15 protein-coding genes are annotated in these 17,376 nt (G+C 31.0%); 2 read left to right on the top strand and 13 right to left on the bottom strand.

The window, feature by feature from the left end; genetic code table 11:
* Positions 1-373 precede the first annotated feature (373 nt).
* The gene (locus tag FYJ50_RS07215) at positions 374-877 is read left to right on the top strand and encodes a DUF308 domain-containing protein (protein ID WP_205946469.1); all 504 of its coding nucleotides are present in this window, start codon (positions 374-376) and stop codon (positions 875-877) included.
* Between the two features lie 423 nt (positions 878-1,300).
* Here FYJ50_RS07215 and ade read toward each other — a convergent pair whose 3' ends face one another.
* The 13 genes from ade to FYJ50_RS07150 form a co-directional block, all read right to left on the bottom strand.
* Complete coding sequence (gene ade / locus FYJ50_RS07210; protein ID WP_154460562.1) at positions 1,301-3,034, bottom strand: adenine deaminase; 1,734 nt, start codon at positions 3,032-3,034, stop codon at positions 1,301-1,303.
* A gap of 322 nt (positions 3,035-3,356) precedes the next feature.
* A complete protein-coding gene (locus tag FYJ50_RS07205; protein WP_154460560.1) occupies positions 3,357-3,695 on the bottom strand; it encodes a hypothetical protein in 339 nt (112 codons plus the stop codon).
* 50 nt (positions 3,696-3,745) lie between these two features.
* Positions 3,746-3,967: a nucleic acid-binding protein gene (locus FYJ50_RS07200; protein WP_235900943.1), complete on the bottom strand. Its 222-nt coding sequence runs from the start codon at positions 3,965-3,967 to the stop codon at positions 3,746-3,748.
* Between the two features lie 83 nt (positions 3,968-4,050).
* Positions 4,051-4,326 carry a DUF1801 domain-containing protein gene (locus tag FYJ50_RS10660; RefSeq protein WP_338083004.1) on the bottom strand — a complete coding sequence of 92 codons (276 nt, stop codon included), beginning with the start codon at positions 4,324-4,326 and terminating at the stop codon, positions 4,051-4,053.
* A gap of 149 nt (positions 4,327-4,475) precedes the next feature.
* A complete protein-coding gene (locus FYJ50_RS07190) occupies positions 4,476-4,823 on the bottom strand; it encodes a DUF2200 domain-containing protein (protein WP_154460558.1) in 348 nt (115 codons plus the stop codon).
* A 438-nt stretch (positions 4,824-5,261) separates the two neighbouring features.
* On the bottom strand, positions 5,262-5,621 hold the full coding sequence (locus FYJ50_RS07185) for an immunity protein YezG family protein (protein ID WP_154460556.1): 360 nt from the start codon (positions 5,619-5,621) through the stop codon (positions 5,262-5,264).
* Entirely contained in the window at positions 5,621-6,391 is a 771-nt protein-coding gene (locus FYJ50_RS07180) for a DNA/RNA non-specific endonuclease (RefSeq protein ID WP_205946468.1), read from the bottom strand. Before FYJ50_RS07180 ends, FYJ50_RS07185 begins: the two co-directional genes overlap by 1 nt.
* Positions 6,388-9,780, bottom strand: coding sequence for an ATP-binding protein (locus FYJ50_RS07175; protein WP_154460552.1), 3,393 nt, complete (start codon positions 9,778-9,780; stop codon positions 6,388-6,390). The genes FYJ50_RS07180 and FYJ50_RS07175 overlap by 4 nt, the downstream gene beginning before the upstream one ends.
* Before the next feature lie 12 nt (positions 9,781-9,792).
* Complete coding sequence (locus FYJ50_RS07170) at positions 9,793-12,321, bottom strand: dynamin family protein (RefSeq protein ID WP_154460550.1); 2,529 nt, start codon at positions 12,319-12,321, stop codon at positions 9,793-9,795.
* A 400-nt stretch (positions 12,322-12,721) separates the two neighbouring features.
* Complete coding sequence (locus FYJ50_RS07165; RefSeq protein WP_154460548.1) at positions 12,722-12,967, bottom strand: hypothetical protein; 246 nt, start codon at positions 12,965-12,967, stop codon at positions 12,722-12,724.
* A gap of 270 nt (positions 12,968-13,237) precedes the next feature.
* Complete coding sequence (locus tag FYJ50_RS07160) at positions 13,238-13,651, bottom strand: hypothetical protein (RefSeq protein ID WP_154460546.1); 414 nt, start codon at positions 13,649-13,651, stop codon at positions 13,238-13,240.
* A gap of 191 nt (positions 13,652-13,842) precedes the next feature.
* Positions 13,843-14,694: an alpha/beta hydrolase gene (locus tag FYJ50_RS07155; RefSeq protein ID WP_154460544.1), complete on the bottom strand. Its 852-nt coding sequence runs from the start codon at positions 14,692-14,694 to the stop codon at positions 13,843-13,845.
* Between the two features lie 60 nt (positions 14,695-14,754).
* Complete coding sequence (locus FYJ50_RS07150; RefSeq protein ID WP_154460542.1) at positions 14,755-15,741, bottom strand: acyltransferase family protein; 987 nt, start codon at positions 15,739-15,741, stop codon at positions 14,755-14,757.
* Between the two features lie 86 nt (positions 15,742-15,827).
* Between FYJ50_RS07150 and FYJ50_RS07145 the strand changes: the two genes are divergently transcribed.
* Positions 15,828-17,234, top strand: a complete 1,407-nt coding sequence (locus FYJ50_RS07145) for a C69 family dipeptidase (protein WP_154460540.1) — start codon at positions 15,828-15,830, stop codon at positions 17,232-17,234.
* Positions 17,235-17,376: the final 142 nt, after the last annotated feature.

The raw sequence follows: 17,376 nt of genomic DNA, 5'->3' as shown, positions 1-17,376 counted from the left end.
ATTGGATCAGAAGATAGAGCGGTGAGGATATTATACAGTATATTGGGACTAGATATCCCAAGGTTCAACAACTGACAGGATATCAGAATGAAAATGCTTTTTTGTATGCTTTATTACCAGAATTGTTGGATTTTTGCCAGGTGACATTGTGAGCCTGTATTTTGGCACTTGTGGAGTGAAATTCACTACTTATCTGACAGAGGAATAAGCGGTTCTTTGCTCAGTATTGTTACTACTACTTTGCTTGGAACTAAGTTGAGCAATCCATTTTAATAGAGTTTATCATGGTATTATTATTAAGAATTTTTGTTGCTGCCGGAACTGTTGTCTTGAAACACTATATGAATAAAAGAACAAGAGAGAAATGAGAAAAATGAATAGAATATTAAAAGTCAAGAGTATATTGTTTCCATCTCTAGGATTAATCTGTATTTTGTTTTCTGATAGAGTAACTCTTCTGTTGCCTTATTTATTAGGAAGCGCTATGGTACTTGTAGGCACACTGATGGTAGTAAGCTATTTTAAGGAAAAAAAGTTCTTTGAAAAGCAGGCAGACGAATTAGCATATAGTATTATGATGTTTATTATGGGGGTTGCATTTCTACTGAAAGGTTCCAATTCGTTGAAGGCATTAGGAATTACTTGGGCAATTATCGGTATAAGAAAAGCATCTAAATCATTGAATGTGACAATTAGGCAGTTCTTTTGTAGAAATAATAATTGTGTTATACCAATGATAGAATTTTTCGTACGAATCACGCTAGCATTACTCCTTCTGTTTAATCCGATTGAAAAGATATCCAATCATGTAATTATATTAGGATTGGAAATAATAGCAGTTAGTTTTCCATTTTGTAATATATCCCATTCAGGATAATTGATGATGATAAGTATATTGATCCTTCGTATGATTCAATTCATACGGAGGTTTCTTTTTGCCCTTTTTCTCATCTTGACATTTTTTTTACTAAAACATGTTGTATAAGCCTCTCTGAAACTTTGGATATATAGAGGGAGTATTTGGAATGCCGACTCCAAAATAATGAAATGTGAGGTAATGACATATGACAGAGAAAAGATGTTATACAGTGCATAGGTGTCCATTCTATAGGGTACAATTTAAAAGGGCCGACCCCAAGATCGCCCCCAAAATATTTTAGATAGCCAAGTTATGCAAATAAAAATATTTCTATGGCAAAAAAACTCTTAAAATGCATAAATTATTAATTTAAAGGAAATAAAATAAAAATTCATTCTTGAACCTAATAACACAATTTAATTTCACTTTGATTGTATTTTATTAAAACACAGAAGGTATGATTTCCTGTTTCTCTACATCTATTAAACCAAATGTATTCAATCTTAATTCTGGTATAACTGGTAAACTCACAAAAGCTAACGTCATAAATGGATCAATATCACTATTTATTCCATATTCTGATAAAATTTGTTTCATTTGATTCATTTTCTTACTCAATGTTTCTGCATCTTTAAAACTCATTAAACCTGCAATAGGAAGTTCAACTTCGCCTAAAACTTTTCCATCCACAACAAAAGCAAGACCTCCCTGATTCTGAATCACTGTATTTGCAGCTAACACCATATCTTCATCTCTGGTTCCAGCTACAATTAAATTATGCGAATCATGAGCAATGCTTGAAGCAACCGCTCCTTTTTTAAGAGGATAATTTCCTAAAAAACCTAATCCAGCATGATTCGTATTTTTATGTCTTTCAAATACAGCTAATTTCACAATTCCTTCTTTTGTATTTACACCAGGTGCCATTCCTTCCTGTTTCTGAAATGGTATAATTTTTTCTGTTGTTAATAATTCATTTGGCATCAAACAAATAACACGTTCATTTTCTCCTTGTTGATGAAGTTGAAGATCTTCTATAGTAATTTCATTAAGATGGAATGAATGTAAAACTTCCTCATAATCAGATGAATCAATGGATAATTTTGAAGATTGTATAACTTTTCCATTCTCTACTATCAATTTTCCACTCTTGTATACTTTTTCAATTCTTAGAGAATCTAAATTCGATAAAACAAGAAGATCGGCTTTAAAACCAGGAGCAACAGCTCCCATCTTTTCTAATTTAAAATATTGTGATGGAACTAAAGTTGCCATTTTGATTGCAATTAAAGGATTCACTCCAAACGAAATGGCTTTTCGAATGATATCATCAATATGTCCCAAACGCAGTAAATCATCCGGATGTTTATCATCTGTAACAAGCATACATCTTTGACAATAAGGCTCTTTAAATAAAGGCAATAATGCCTTTAAATTATGTGCCGCTGTCCCTTCTCGTATCATAATATACTGTCCTCGTTTTAGCTTTTCCATTGCTTCCTGAATATCTGTACATTCATGATCCGATTGTACCCCTGCAACAATATAAGCATTCAAATCTTTACCCTTTACATCTGGCGCATGTCCATCCACTACTTTTCCATTTACTTTACAATCTACAATCTTTTGAAGAACCTTTTCATCCCCATGAATGGTTCCATATACATTCATCACTTCTGAAAGACCCACCACACGTGGACTGGAATATAAGGAATATAAGTCTGCTGCCTCTAAAATAGCACCTGATTCATCTAAATCCGTAGATGGTACACAGGAAGGCAAAGTAAAATAAACAGACAGACTCAAATTTTCTGTTGTTTCCATCATAAATTTGATTCCTTTTATACCCGCAACATTGGCTATTTCATGCGGATCGGTAATGATAGCGGTTGTCCCATGTGGTAAAACTGCTTTCTCAAAATTGGCTCCACAAAGAAAAGAACTTTCAATATGAATGTGTCCATCTATAAAACCGGGACATAAGTATTTCCCCTCTAAATCAATTTCTGTCTCTCCTTCATATTCACCAATACCAACAATAATGCCATCTTCAATAGCAACATCCGCCTTTTCCAGTGCATTGATAAAAACATTCACAATATTTGCGTTTTTTAAAACCAGCTCTGCTTTTTTTTCAGATCGAGCTGCCTTTATATTTTTTATTATTTCTTTCATATTTTTTCACGCTTTCTATTATTCACTAAAAAAATCAGGTTAACTTAAATCCAACTATGAATAAGCCTGTATTTTATTTGTTGTATATTATTTTCAAACTTTAAATTTTACGATGGTATTATTCTGTATTATACCATACTTTCCAATCCATATATGAAATTGAAACTATAATCAATATCTTTCATCTTGTACCAAAGCATATTTATCTTTTATTAAGATTACTTATTATTTTATTAAATTTATGAACGCAAAAAAAAAGACCGCCTGCATAATGAAAGCAATCTTACATGTTTGGAGTTAGTCTGACAAACCGGGATTTGTATTATTGGTTATTATATTTGGCGGCTTGTTCTTTCCAGTATGCCATAATATTTTCAACCATTGTAATACACACATTTTTAGCAGTAGTTTCATTATATTCTTGCATCTTGCTGAAAATATGTCCGCATGGTTCTAAATCATCATCTTCAAAACCACCACAAACGCCAACAAGCCATTTACCAAGCAACGATGCTTTGAATTTGAAAATGTAATAATGCATTTCATTAAAATCAAATTCACCTGCACATTCAATTTTGAAAGGCTTTTTTCCTAATTCATGAGGGTCAGATAACCATTCAATCATTGCTGTTTGTGCTGCGTGTAGCTGTTTCTTATTCATTTCCATATACCTCCAAAAATTCCAATTTCCTAATTTGACAAACTGGAATTTTACTTCTTTATCTTTGATGTATCCTCAAGATAAAACTCTATATATCCGCATTCAGGGCATACAGCTGCGTGAACCTTTCCTAAGTTTTCTTTAAAGATATCAGGCTTTGTAATCTTCAATCCGTAAGCTGCTCCTTCTACTTTAACATCATGTCCATCTATCATTTCAATCTCACAACGTATGCATTTTCTCATGTTCATTCCTCCTGCAAATTCATACATGCTTTCAGACTCTCCACAAGACTGAAATTTTTATCATTCTTACTTAAATCATCTTGTCTTTTCTGTTTCAGAAACTAAATGAATCATTTTGTATCAAAACTTTGTCTTATCACATTTTCAATTGTCTTTATTGGCAAATCTTTATCGTATGGAATATAAATCGCATTTTTCTTTATTTCCAATTCACTTGGTTGTGGTTTTAACATTTCAATCGTTTTTGTATCCACATATAGACTGATATGTTTTTTACAATCAGCTAAAGATATCGAATGCTTGTCTTTTTCAAATAAAGGCATGCTCCAGGCAATTCTCTCTTTTACTTCAGGAACACAACGTTGAATTATATTTCTTAATTCTATAATATATATTCTTGCTTGTAGAATCTGTAATTCTATATATTCATCAACACTTTCAGGTGCCGTACCACAATAGTGTCCCTGGTTCGTTCTTTTAAATATTCTTCCACATTTAGGACATGTCTACACAACAAAACCTTCAAAAAAATATTTTATTTTCTCAATATTTTATCCAATGATTTTCCTTTTGCTAGTTCATCAACCAATTTATCAAGATAGCGAATTTCCTGCATCAGCGGTTCTTCTATTTCTTCTACACGAATACCACAAATCTTTCCTGTAATCTTTTTCCGATTCTCATTAAGTTGTGGAGCATTCAAAAAGAACTCTCCATATTCAATATCCTTTATTAAAAATTCATCAATCTGTTCTTTACTATATCCCGTTAACCAGCAAGTGATTTCATCCATTTCATCTCTTGTTCGTCCCTTTTTCTCAGCCTTTGCGATAAGAAGAGAATAAACCTTTGAAAAGGACATCTTATATATTTTATTATTCATATCAAAACTCCATTAATTCAAATTTAAATCTCACTTGTGATTTCATTGTACAATATAATATCAGAGGTTTCTACCTGAGCTTTATGGACAACACACTTAGGATAATAAAAACTGATCTCTTTAGCTATTTTTAGCTTAAACCCATTAACTCACATAAACTAATAATTCTTCTGTGCTATGTCAAACAATATACTGATTGAATTGTTTTCTAAATGTGTTAGAGATCGTATTGATTCAAGATTAATCATGAATAACTTTTTAAATCAACAAAAATCTACAATTCCGTTATAGGAAAGAAGTTTTCTATTTTACAAATATTCCTAGACTTTCTTTGTTAAGATTCTACTACTTTTAAATCGAAATATATACGTCATAAAAGAAAGCGACTTACAGCAAATTGCTTTAAGTCGCTTTATTGTATTTTTGAATTTCTTCAGTTTATTTTAAATATTGACTTTCCCATTTTTTAAAGAATTCTGTTTCATTTATTCTATCGTATACGTAATCAGTTTTAAATTTTCCATTTTTTTCAACGGTGATGGTCATGATTGTCCACTTATCATTCATAGTCTCTCTAATTGGATAAATCAAATCATCAATATCAGAAAACAAATCAGCTATCTTATAATGATTAATATAATCAAAACAACTTTTATATTTTTGATCAACATTAACATAGAATTTCATGTCATAACTGTCATCTGTTGGATAATAAGCGTAGTATACGATCTTTTCCCACTCTTCTGGTAGATACACATTTAACTTTTCATATATTTTTTGAAATAATTTTATTGTCATTACTTACTACTCCTGTTTTTGAATGTTTGCTGACTTACTTTACCATCAATACTATAAGTATATACAATTTTGGATGGTCTATATGAACCTTGTAAATAGTCTATTTTAATATCAACTGTCACATTTTTTCCTTCTTTTACCGCATCAGCAAGTTTGTTTTCAAGTCTTGCATACTCACCTTGATTTTCTTTTTTGTCTTGCGCTATAAGATTACCTAAACGATCATCTCCACCAAATTGGTGACCAATCACATGACCTTTATTGTCATTTTCTTTTTCGTATCCTTTACCTACCGTATTAATATCTCTTTCCATATTCCTTGAAGTTGAATCAACGATTCTAAGTTTTCCTCCGGCAGAAACGATTCTTCCCTTTTTATCAGTTTCATAAGCATACCCATTTAATTCATAACTGTTATTTGGTAGAAGTTTATCTCCTTCACGATATTGTTTTTCATTATCATCATAATACACCTTATTTTTTGTATCTATTCTATTATTAGGATTAAATTCATTTCCTCCTGTTTCCATATTATTAAGACAATCTGAGTCAATTACTGAATCTAGATGATTATCTTTATCAATATCATCTGATTTAATTCGTTTATCTGGATCACTATTTCCAGATTCTTCATTCAAATCAGGTTTATCATCCGTAAATTCCTCAGGATCTGTATCGTTTAATTCTATGCGGTTGTCAGGATCAAACAAAGAAGATTCTAATGAAGTAGAATTTGACATTTCTGGTTTAGATAGTTTGTCTAGATTCATTTTAATCCTCCTACTTTGGTCCATTTTTCTAATGATTTGATATCATTTCTTTCAAGATAAATATGATTTGTGATGATAGATTGAATAATATCTCTTCTAATTTGTCCTTGTAACGAACAATCAATATTTTCAAGAGTATTAACAGCAGCTAAAGTCCATTCTCTTGGGTTGTTTGAATCATAAAATGATTTTGCTACTGCTCTATAAACTTCAGGATACAATTCACTAATCAATGGAGCCATTTTTGTCATTTTAGGTTCTTTTGGTGGATTTGTTAACCAATTAATTATTGCGACTCTTGATGAATCATGAATATTGATACTATCAATCGCAACTTTTATTTCTTTCAATGTATTTTCATCAGTAATCGAATTACATTTGGAAATCAATGTTGCCAAGAATGACCTATAGTTATTAAACGGTTCTATATCACCTTTAATTGGAATAGGTGTAAATTCATACCTGCTTTCATTTATCTTTGGTTTTTTTATCTGACATAAAATAGGTTCGATCCATTCATTTTGATAAATAGCTGCAACCCCTTTAGGAAGTCTAGCAAGTTCTTTTATTTGATTATCATTTAAATTGGCCGCTTTTCCTACTAATTCACGATCCCCTTGATCAGGTAATCTCATAATAATCTTTGTATTTGTGTTTCTAATTGCTGCCATATCTAATAAGGCAGGTGCTTGATCTGCAATGATAAATCCTTCCCCAAAGGTTCTCATTTCCGCAATTGCATTACTAATCATTTCAACACTCTTACCTAATAAATTAGATGACTCTGAAAATTGTTCAAAAGAAGTTCTTTTTAATAAATTATGTGCTTCTTCTAATACAGTAATATGCCTTAAGTTTGCATTCATATCCGATGTAGACATTCTATATTCTTGCAATTTTAAAACTAAAATTCCCATCAATAATGATTTAGTTTCATTCGATCCAACTCTACTTAAATCCACAATAGTATTTTCATCAAATAAGATTTCATCAGATAATTCATCTTTAGTAAAAATCATTCCATTAATACCATTTGTTAAAGATTCTAATCTTGTCAGTAAAGATCCTTTATAAGCACCTTTATTTTCAGCATCGTATTCACTAGAATCAATAATAGATTTAATGTTACGAGCTACATCTGTAAAAGTAGGATAATAGCTTTCTGAATATTCATTTATAGAATTATCTAAATCCCATCCACAATCTTTATATGCATATTCAATTGCTTTCTTTAATACAGCTGGCATTGCTGCATACATTGGCCAACATACATTAAATAGTTCTGTAAGACGATCAATGTGTTCTAACACATGAATATCTTCATTAAAACTAAATGGGTTTAGTTTTAATAATTCATTTTTCTTTGGGTTAGTTCCAAATACATTTACATCTTTTCTATTACCAAAGATGTTTTTATACTCTCCTTTTGCCGGTTCGATAACTAAAAAATTAACATCTTTTTTCCTTAATTCATTTAACAGTCTATATACTGTTGTACTTTTACCAGTACCTGTACTACCTGTAATAAAAGTATGAGAAGCCATAGAGTTAACATCTAAAGATACAGTTGTACTTTCCATATGATTCATGTGAAAAATATTTCCCAATTTAATGTTTTTTTCAGATTCAAATTGACTATATCTTGAAATATCTCTACCAAACTCCGTACATTCAATTACCGGTAATCCAGAAATTGATGATTTAGGAAAATTTAATGAATAAGCTAATTCTTTACCTGATAAACATGTAGTTGCTGTCACAACAGAAGGATATACTAGGAAAGTACTGTCTAAATTAATGATTCCTGGATCTAAGCCAAAAATAGGATGTCTTAAATTAGAAATATATTGATAAATTTCTTTTGCATTTAAACTTTCCTCACTATCTGTATCCCCTCGCCATAAGTTAATAGACGCTTGTGACATATATGATTTTTCGCCTTGTGTTAAAGCTACATATGAATGAGCTACATTATTAGCAATATCCATATCTTCACTTAGAATATAGGCGGCAAAATCCCACATTCCTAAAGCAACACTTTGTTCGTATCTCTTCATCTGTTCTTCTAATACTTCAAGAGTATGTTTGATAGTATAGTTTGTATGCGATTGAGTGATACCTTCGTTTTTTCCTACTGTCGCAGTTACACTTGATGATCTAGCAAAGTTAGCTCCAAAGTTAGCTCCTAGGCTTCCACTAGCAGTAGATCCAATTGTTTTTGCTGAACTTTTGGTTATAGCTTTACCAACGGTCTTTGCAACACTTTTTCCTGTTGTGGAAGTTTTGCTTCTGCTCCATGTGTGACGATAATCTACACTTGTGCCAGCAGTAGCAGAAGCTCCAGTTCCTAAGACCCCTGCTGAAGCTGTTCCTGAACCAAAAATACTTCCGCCAGCAGTATCGCTAGAACCTTTAGTTACTGCCTCAGATGTTGTATCTGTATCTGTTTTTGATTCATTTGTTGTACTTCCATCTGTGTCTGTATTGGAATGATTTGTTCCTTTTTGCACTCCAGCACTTGCTCCAACATTTACTCCAATTGTTGCAGATGCTCCAAATGCTTGCATATCATTGAAATGGAAATCCGTTTGCCATGAAGCATATGGTGATAAAGCTGTATAGAATTCAGCAAGTTTTAATTTTCTTTCTTCTACATCTTGAATAGGTGTAGCCAATAAAACAATTGTGTATTCTTGATTCTTTCTTATTGGTACAATTCCATCTAATAATTTTTCTATTGTTTGACTTATAAATTTTTCCGATTTTTCAGCTGGAATATTCGATGCATATGCAATAGAATATTTTAACTCATCGTTAAAACAAGGAAGAGTACCAATTCCATCATCTATGTATTCTGAACCAGGAAAGTTTCCTTTAATAGCATCTACGATTCTCCTCTTATAGATGTCAATGTTCGTATTGTTGTTTTCATTTAGAGTATTAGTTACTGCTAAATATACATTTGTTTTAGTTACGGTTCTATTGAAAACTAATGCAATATTACATTCTTCATTTGATAATACTTCATAAACATTAATAAGTTTTTCAAGACTGTTTTCTTCCTTATTTGTTACCCATTTTGTAATATTGATATAGCGAATATTGTGACCTGGAATAAAATCTTTTCCATATTCAACATTGTTTTTTATAGGTGAATACAGATTTTTGATTTGAGGTAAATATGCGTTATATATTTCTACTGATGCAGCCGCCATTAATCTTCCCGTCAGTTCCAAGGATTCATCATCATCAACTGAAGGCATATCAAATAAGTATGATAAACGTTGATTTTCTATCTTTTCCAATTCTTCAGAACTTAATGATGCTAACTTAGATACTGTACCAGCGGATTTATCAGCAATTTTCTTTACTACATTCTTAATCCCCATTTGGTTCCTCCATTATTCATTTGTTTGCCAATCAATTTTTTTACGAATATAGGCAATATTACTTTCAACCACTTCTTGTCTGTATTGCAATTCATGTATTTTATCAATTTCAGCATTGATTGCCTTTTGAAGCTCAGATAATAATGGATTGTAATCTACAATATTTTCAGTAATGATATGAGATAATTGATCCATCCATCTTTTAAAACTTAAGCTATGGCTTTCATAAATTGTATTGTTTGTATATTTAGCAAACGAATCATACAATTTATTCACATCAATTGATAATTTTATTTTAATAAGTTTCTCTGAGAAGAATCGAAATTTATAATCTTCAACTTTCAATATATTATCGTGTATTACATTGTACTCAATGGCATCGTAATTCATGATTAATTCTGTTAACTCATTCTTTTTACTTTCTGATAAAGCAGTTGATCCTAAAACAATTTTCGACAACTCTTTTCTAACCTCTGAAGATTTATCATCCCAATATTGAATAGAAGCTTCATTAGTTTTACTGAAAAATTCATCTGAATTAATAGTTAAGTCCTTATCAATTTTATCAATAATATCCTTAGCTGCTAATTTATCAGCATCCTTTTCTGCTTTATTACGATCATAATAGCTTTCAATAATATTTTTTCCATCACTAATTGCTGTAGATACAGCATTGCTGATGATATCAAATGATAAGTTCTGAATTGTATCACCAAATCCACTCTTTAAGTTGTTTACAAATGAACGCTTAGAATCTTTAACTTGTTCTTGATAAAAAGAATATTGAATATTTCTTCTTTGTTTTTTGATAAATTCCTCTTCATAAGAAACCAGTTCATTATGAGATATTGAAGGTTTATTTTCTTGGGTATACTGTCTTAAGAAGACTCTTCCTTCTTCTACGAATTCGCTTTTACGATCTCTACTGGTTTTTTCAATTGTATCTAATAAATTTGCCTTTTCTTCATTAAGTGATTCGATCAATTCTTTCTTTTTCTTTTCACTTTCTGATACTAACTTTTTAATTTCTGAATCTATTAATTTAATAATTTTTTCCAGATACATCAAAGATTGTTTACATTTGTTATAAGCAGAGTATTTATTTGCAAAGTTTTGAATACCGTGTTCAATTGCATATAAACCACTGTTTACATATACTAAATCATTCATAATTGATTTACATTTTTCAATCGAATTCGTTTTTATTTGTCGTGGCATAATATTAAAGTTATACAGACATGTGTAATCTTCATCTTCAATATCACTAAACATATCTAAATTCTTTCTATGAATTTTTCTAGAGTGTTTGTTAGCAAAATCTCCATTGCACTTAGCACCTAATCCCATAATAGAAGAAACAAAATAAATTCCAATTGAATACATACTTTTTGGAATTGCCTGATTAAGCAATGCAATTTCATTTTCTTCAGTATAATAACCCTCTTCAGGTAAATCACTATCATCTGCTTTATTCACAATAATCATAGTAAACCGTGAATCAATTTCTGGCATGTCCTTAACTTTTTTATACAGATCAAAGTTATCTGTACTATCTAATTTATTGGCTTCAGAAACATAAAGTGGCAATCCATTTGTTAATCCTTTTAAAGCTTTATCTAGAACCTCACTATGGTCTAAATTAGTAGCTGAATTTGATCCGGGAGTATCTATGATAATAAACCTACTTGAACATTCATTCCAAATACCACCTTTAAAAGATGTCCCAATTTCTATGATTGAAGATATTCTTGTGTAGTCAGTCTTATTGATATAAGCAATACATGCATTAATGGTCTTTACATTACCATCTTCAATATTTTCCTTAAGGATTTCTTTTAACTCTTGCTCAAAAGATGATGTTTGACCTAAAACTTCAAAATTCTTATCATTTATTAAAATTTGAACGTCATTCCCATCATATTCAAATTTAATGTACGTACTGTTATCATTTTCTAATTGATTAATTTTAAATACTTTTGCAGTAACAGGATCATCACCACTAGGTAGAATTTCTTTCCCTATTAATGCATTGATAAAAGTTGATTTCCCAGAACTGTAATTTCCAATTACACATAATGGAATTCTGTCAGCAGAAGAATCGGAAAAACGTTCAATGTATTTTTTCAGCTTTTCTTTATTATCTTCACCTAATTCAATAATTGGTTTAAGTTTTTTAAAGATATTTATAATTTCTGGTAATACATCTTGTGCATTAATTAAATAGCTATCATCACGAAATAACGTAAGTTTACAAGATACATCAATCGTTTCTATAATCTGTTGCAAATCATCAAAATGGTCTGGTGTACCTTTAAAATAAATATCTAATTGATTATCACCAATACCATACTCTTTAATAATCGTTTCAACTATCTCTTGAATTTTAAATGGAAAAAAACTGCTTTTAAAATCGTCACTTATTAATTTACTGTTTGGATTTGACAGTTTATCAATATTTATCCAATTTTTTTGATTTTCATCAAATATTTGAAATGACGTTTCTTTTTTATAGGGATCACTAATGATTTTGACTTGCTTCATATAGATTAAACCTCCTGAATACTTTTATGCTTTATTTATAAAAAATCCCTTAATTATAATTTCATAATGCTGCACAACTATAAATTTTATAAAAGGGATACGGATGCTTTCTTATACTTTATAAGTATGATAACCAAGTGATTTTATATAGTCAATAGGGCTTATATAACCTGATAATTCTTTTATTTTTTGTGTTATATCCGATATATTTTATAAATATATCATTTTCAAAGTGGATTTAGAGGTTTTAATTCTATATTATCTGATAGAGTTTTATATAATGATGAATAATTCCCCTAATAAAAAAACTTTGTACTATGATAACCATAATACAAAGCTTTTTTATGAGTGAAAAAGTAAAATTTATTTGACCTGTGAAAGAGTTAATTATCGTATTTTTTTAAAAAGGATCGCTACAATGCCCATTCCAGATACAACAAACATTGAAAGCCACATTGTTAAATGAGTGAGATTTCCTGCATTTGTGGATTTTTTTCTTTGTTTTTGTTGTAGTATTTTCACTTACCTTACTAATGACTTCCGAAGGAAGTGCTTTTTTACATACTTTACATTCTAAATGTTTCAGTCCTGTAGAAGTCGTTGTTGCTTCTTTATCAATTACCCATTCATAAGTATGAGTACCCATTTCCGTTTTATCGGAACATTCACATTCTTTCTAATGATTTGTCTGATCATATTGCAAATCTCCATACACATGCTCATGTGTTTGCTCTTGGTTATATGAACTACTTAAAGAACCTATTGTTAAAGCTCCAGATGTAACACCATCTCTAAAGTGGTAAACAGGTTTTTGTCCATTGATTGTATACTCTACACCTGCAATGGCAAATCCTTCATTATTGAATGTAATATCTACACTAGCAGTTGGACTTACATGAATAACAATAATCCGCTGTTACCCATAATTTATTTTCATATATATCGTAATCCAATGCAATGGCCCATCTAATTTTGAATCGATATCCGCAACTTCATTTGGATAATTTGATGGATCAAAGACTTTATTTGTATTCTGATCAAATAATTTCCCTGCAACTTTTGAATTGGAAACCCATTCTACTGCTTCAATTCCCATATTGGCTGAAACAGATGGAAGTGAACTTGTTAAATCCCATTGCTGCATCGCATTCTGAGAAGTCCCTTGTGCATTTGGATCAGCTTTTAAGATCACATTGTAGTTAACTCCCTTATCCGAATTGTCACATTCACTTGCTAAATAAACAAAGCCATTTCCATCCACTGTAATTCCTTCTGTATCTGGCCCTTTGGCCGTAGGTGTTGTAAAGTTAACCCCCTTTTCCATTTTCAAAACCAAATGTATCATCATCAATAACCCAAAAATCTTTAGCCGGAATAGCTGTATAACTAAACTGTTCATTATTAAAAATGTGATTGCAATTTTCCATTTATAGTTAATTTTTGTATAAGATTAGTACTTATACAGGATTTCTTTTAACCAATTCACTCTTCTTTCCATTGCATTCTTTAATATTGTACTTTTTAATGCATTTCAAATCCATGACAAGTTCCTTTTTCCTCATGCAATTCGACTTTTACACCTTCTTGTTGTAGTCTATCAGAAAAATCCATGCCCTCATCATGTAAACAATCATATTCTGCCACTTCTATATACGTTCTTGGAAAAAAGCTTAAGCTTTCCGCCTCCATAGGTGAAGCATACTTCACATCAACATTGATATCCCTTAAATACGCCTTCCACATCATTTTAGATAACTTTGCATTCCATACAGGCGTATCTGTATATCGCTTCATAGATTCTGTTTTCATTCTTCTATCCATCACTGGATAAATCAACATTGCTCCAACAGGAAGCTGTTCTTTTCTATCCTTTAACATAGTTGTAACAGAAGCCGCTAAATTTCCACCCGCACTGTCACCACCTATTCCAATCTTATTTTTATCAATTCCTAACTTGTCTGCATTGAGAATTGTCCATTGATATGCACTATAACAATCTTCTACTGGAATTGGAAATGGATGTTTAGGTGCTAACCGATAATCTACATAAACAATTTTACATTTCACTTTTTGAGCATACCATTTTGCGATTTTATAATGTGCTGCACTAGCCCTTAATATAAATCCACCCCCATGAAAATAAACTATGCATGGAAGTATCTCCTTACAACCTTTTGGTTCAATAACATATGTCTTTATTTTTGCGCCCATATATCCTTCAATTTCATATTGTAAAACATCAACATCATCATCTGATTTACATTTGAACATATATTTCATCGCAAAACTTATAAGAGGATAAAGCTTTATATTTGATGGTGCTTTTTGTTTTGTGATCTCTAGTAATTCTTTATTTATACTATATTTCAACATAAACCTTTCCTCCTTTTACAAATTGTATGTAAAATAGAGAATTTCCTCCAGCATCGCAAATTAACATATCCATTTATATATTCTTTTTGGAATTCCAGTAATCCTATCATACAGTTCATTTAAATAACGATTTAAAGGAATTACACTTAATCCATACACTAAACCAATAATCAAAATGATATAAATCAAAAGATCCATTCTTCCATCTACATAATCCAGTACATTCATTCCCAGTGAAATATATTTATATATAATTCCATGAAGCAGATAGACACTCATTGTATTTCTTCCAATCATTGTAAAAGGAGTTGTTTTTAACGGAATTAAAAATCCAATACAGAAGATACAGAAAAAAGATATACAGGAAAGAATAAAATGTATAACAATTCCTGAAGAATCCACTCCTAAATTTTCATACGAATCCTGATAGTTTAAAACTTCCAGATCAATGGCTTCATAATGTCTGCAGACAAATAGAAATAAAATAAATAAAGCCATAAAAGATATGTATTTTATAAATGGCTTTGACTTTAATTCCATAAACCGATCTTTTTTAAATTGGTGTCCTAATACAAAAAAAGGAAAGAAGGAAAAGACTCTGTAAATACTAAAATAATCCAGTTCATCGGGTAAAAATCCAATCAGTAAGGCACTGATAATGGATACAGGAAGCAGATATTTATTATCTTCTGCAACATTTAAAATCAATCTCCAGAAAAATAAGGCGATGATATACCATAAAGTAAAATATGGATCATATATGGAAAAGGAAACATTATGATCAATAAGCTGGTACATACCATAATAAACCAGCTGAAATAATAAATAAGGAAAAGCCAATTGTCGAATTAAAGACTTTATATCTTTTTTATGTGCAAAATATCCAGATATGAAGACAAAAGCAGGTACATGAAAAAAATAAACAAAGATTCGAATGATATTGGCAATCTCAAAATCTGGTTTAAAATGATTTAAGAAATGAGCTAAAACCACACATAAAATTAAAAAAGCTTTATAATTGTCAAAAAAAGAATCTCTTTGTTTCATAAACACTCCCTTTGTATTTTAGCACAAATTATTTTTTTTAAATGAAAAGTTGATATATAATTTATATTTGAAAAGAAGGTGAAATTATGTCATGCACAACTTTACTTGTTGGAAAAAATGCAAGTTATGATGGATCTACAATGATTGCTCGTAATGAAGACAGTGTTGCAGGTTCTTTTGATGAAAAAAAACTGATTGTTGTTCATCCAGAAGAACAGCCTGTACACTATCAGTCTATTCTTTCAAAAGTTCAGATAGAATTACCAGAAAATCCTATGCGTTATACAGCTATGCCCAGTGCTCATGGCAAGAATGGAATCTGGGCAGCTGCAGGAGTCAATGAAGCAAATGTTTCTATGACCGCAACCGAAACCATTACCAGCAATCCTAGAGTTTTAGGAGCCGATCCACTGGTTGAAAATGGAATTGGTGAAGAAGACATTGTGACAATTACATTGCCTTATATTCACAGTGCAAAAGAAGGAGTTATTCGTTTAGGATATCTTCATGAAACTTATGGGACTTATGAAATGAATGGAATTGCCTTTAGTGATGTCAATGAAATATGGTGGTTTGAAACCATTGGAGGTCATCACTGGATGGCTCGTAGAGTTCCAGATGATTGTTATGTTGTCATGCCAAATCAATTGGGAATCGATGCTTTTGATTTTGAAGATGCATATGGAAAACAGGAAAACTATATGTGCTGTTCTGATTTAAAAGAATTTGTCAATAAGAATCATTTGGATCTAAATCCAGATAGACCCTTTGATCCAAGACTTGCTTTTGGTTCACACAGTGATTCAGACCATATCTACAACACACCACGTGCCTGGATCATGTTACGATATTTAAATCCATCTTTCCAGGGTCATCCGGAACAGGATACTTTGCCTTGGTGTATGGTTCCAGAAAGAAAAGTCACAGTAGAAGATGTTAAATGCATTTTATCCAATCATTATCAGGGTACCCCTTATGATCCATATGGAAAAAACGCAACGCTTCCAAACTGTTATCGAACAATTGGAATCAATCGTAACAATTTTCTTTCCTGCGTTCAATTAAGACCTTATGTCCCTGAACAAATACAGGCAATTGAATGGATCTCGTTTGCTTCCAATGCCTTTAATGCCTTCATTCCATTTTATGCCAATGTGAATGAAATTCCTGAATATTATGGAACTTGTGAAGAAAAAGTCTCAACCGATTCTTTATACTGGACATCCCGTTTAATTGCAGCTATGGCCGATGCCGATTATTCACAATCCATTCCTCATATCGAAAGATATCAGGATAAGATTCCTTCCTACGGTCATAATATTATAAATGAAACAGATATAGAATTTAACAAGACAAAGGATCTTTCTTTATTAAAGATTGCGAATTTAAAAATTGAAAAATTTGTAAAAGAAAATACTTACGCTTTACTTCATACTATTTTAGATATTCGAAGCAACAATATGTTAAATCGTTTCAGTCGAAGTGATGGATAAAAAAGGGAGACAACAGTGAAATGAACCCCAAAAATTGGACTTCCAATTAAGGAGGTTCATTTTCTTTATGGGAAAGCTTACAAGAGAACAAAAAATCGAAATTTACAAGAAACGAAAACAAGGAATATCATACAAGCAATTA

Source organism: Floccifex porci (assembly GCF_009696175.1).
Taxonomy (GTDB): domain Bacteria; phylum Bacillota_I; class Bacilli_A; order Erysipelotrichales; family Erysipelotrichaceae; genus Floccifex; species Floccifex porci.
Note: the sequence above shows the minus strand (reverse complement) of the source record. Positions and strands in the feature narration are given on the sequence as shown.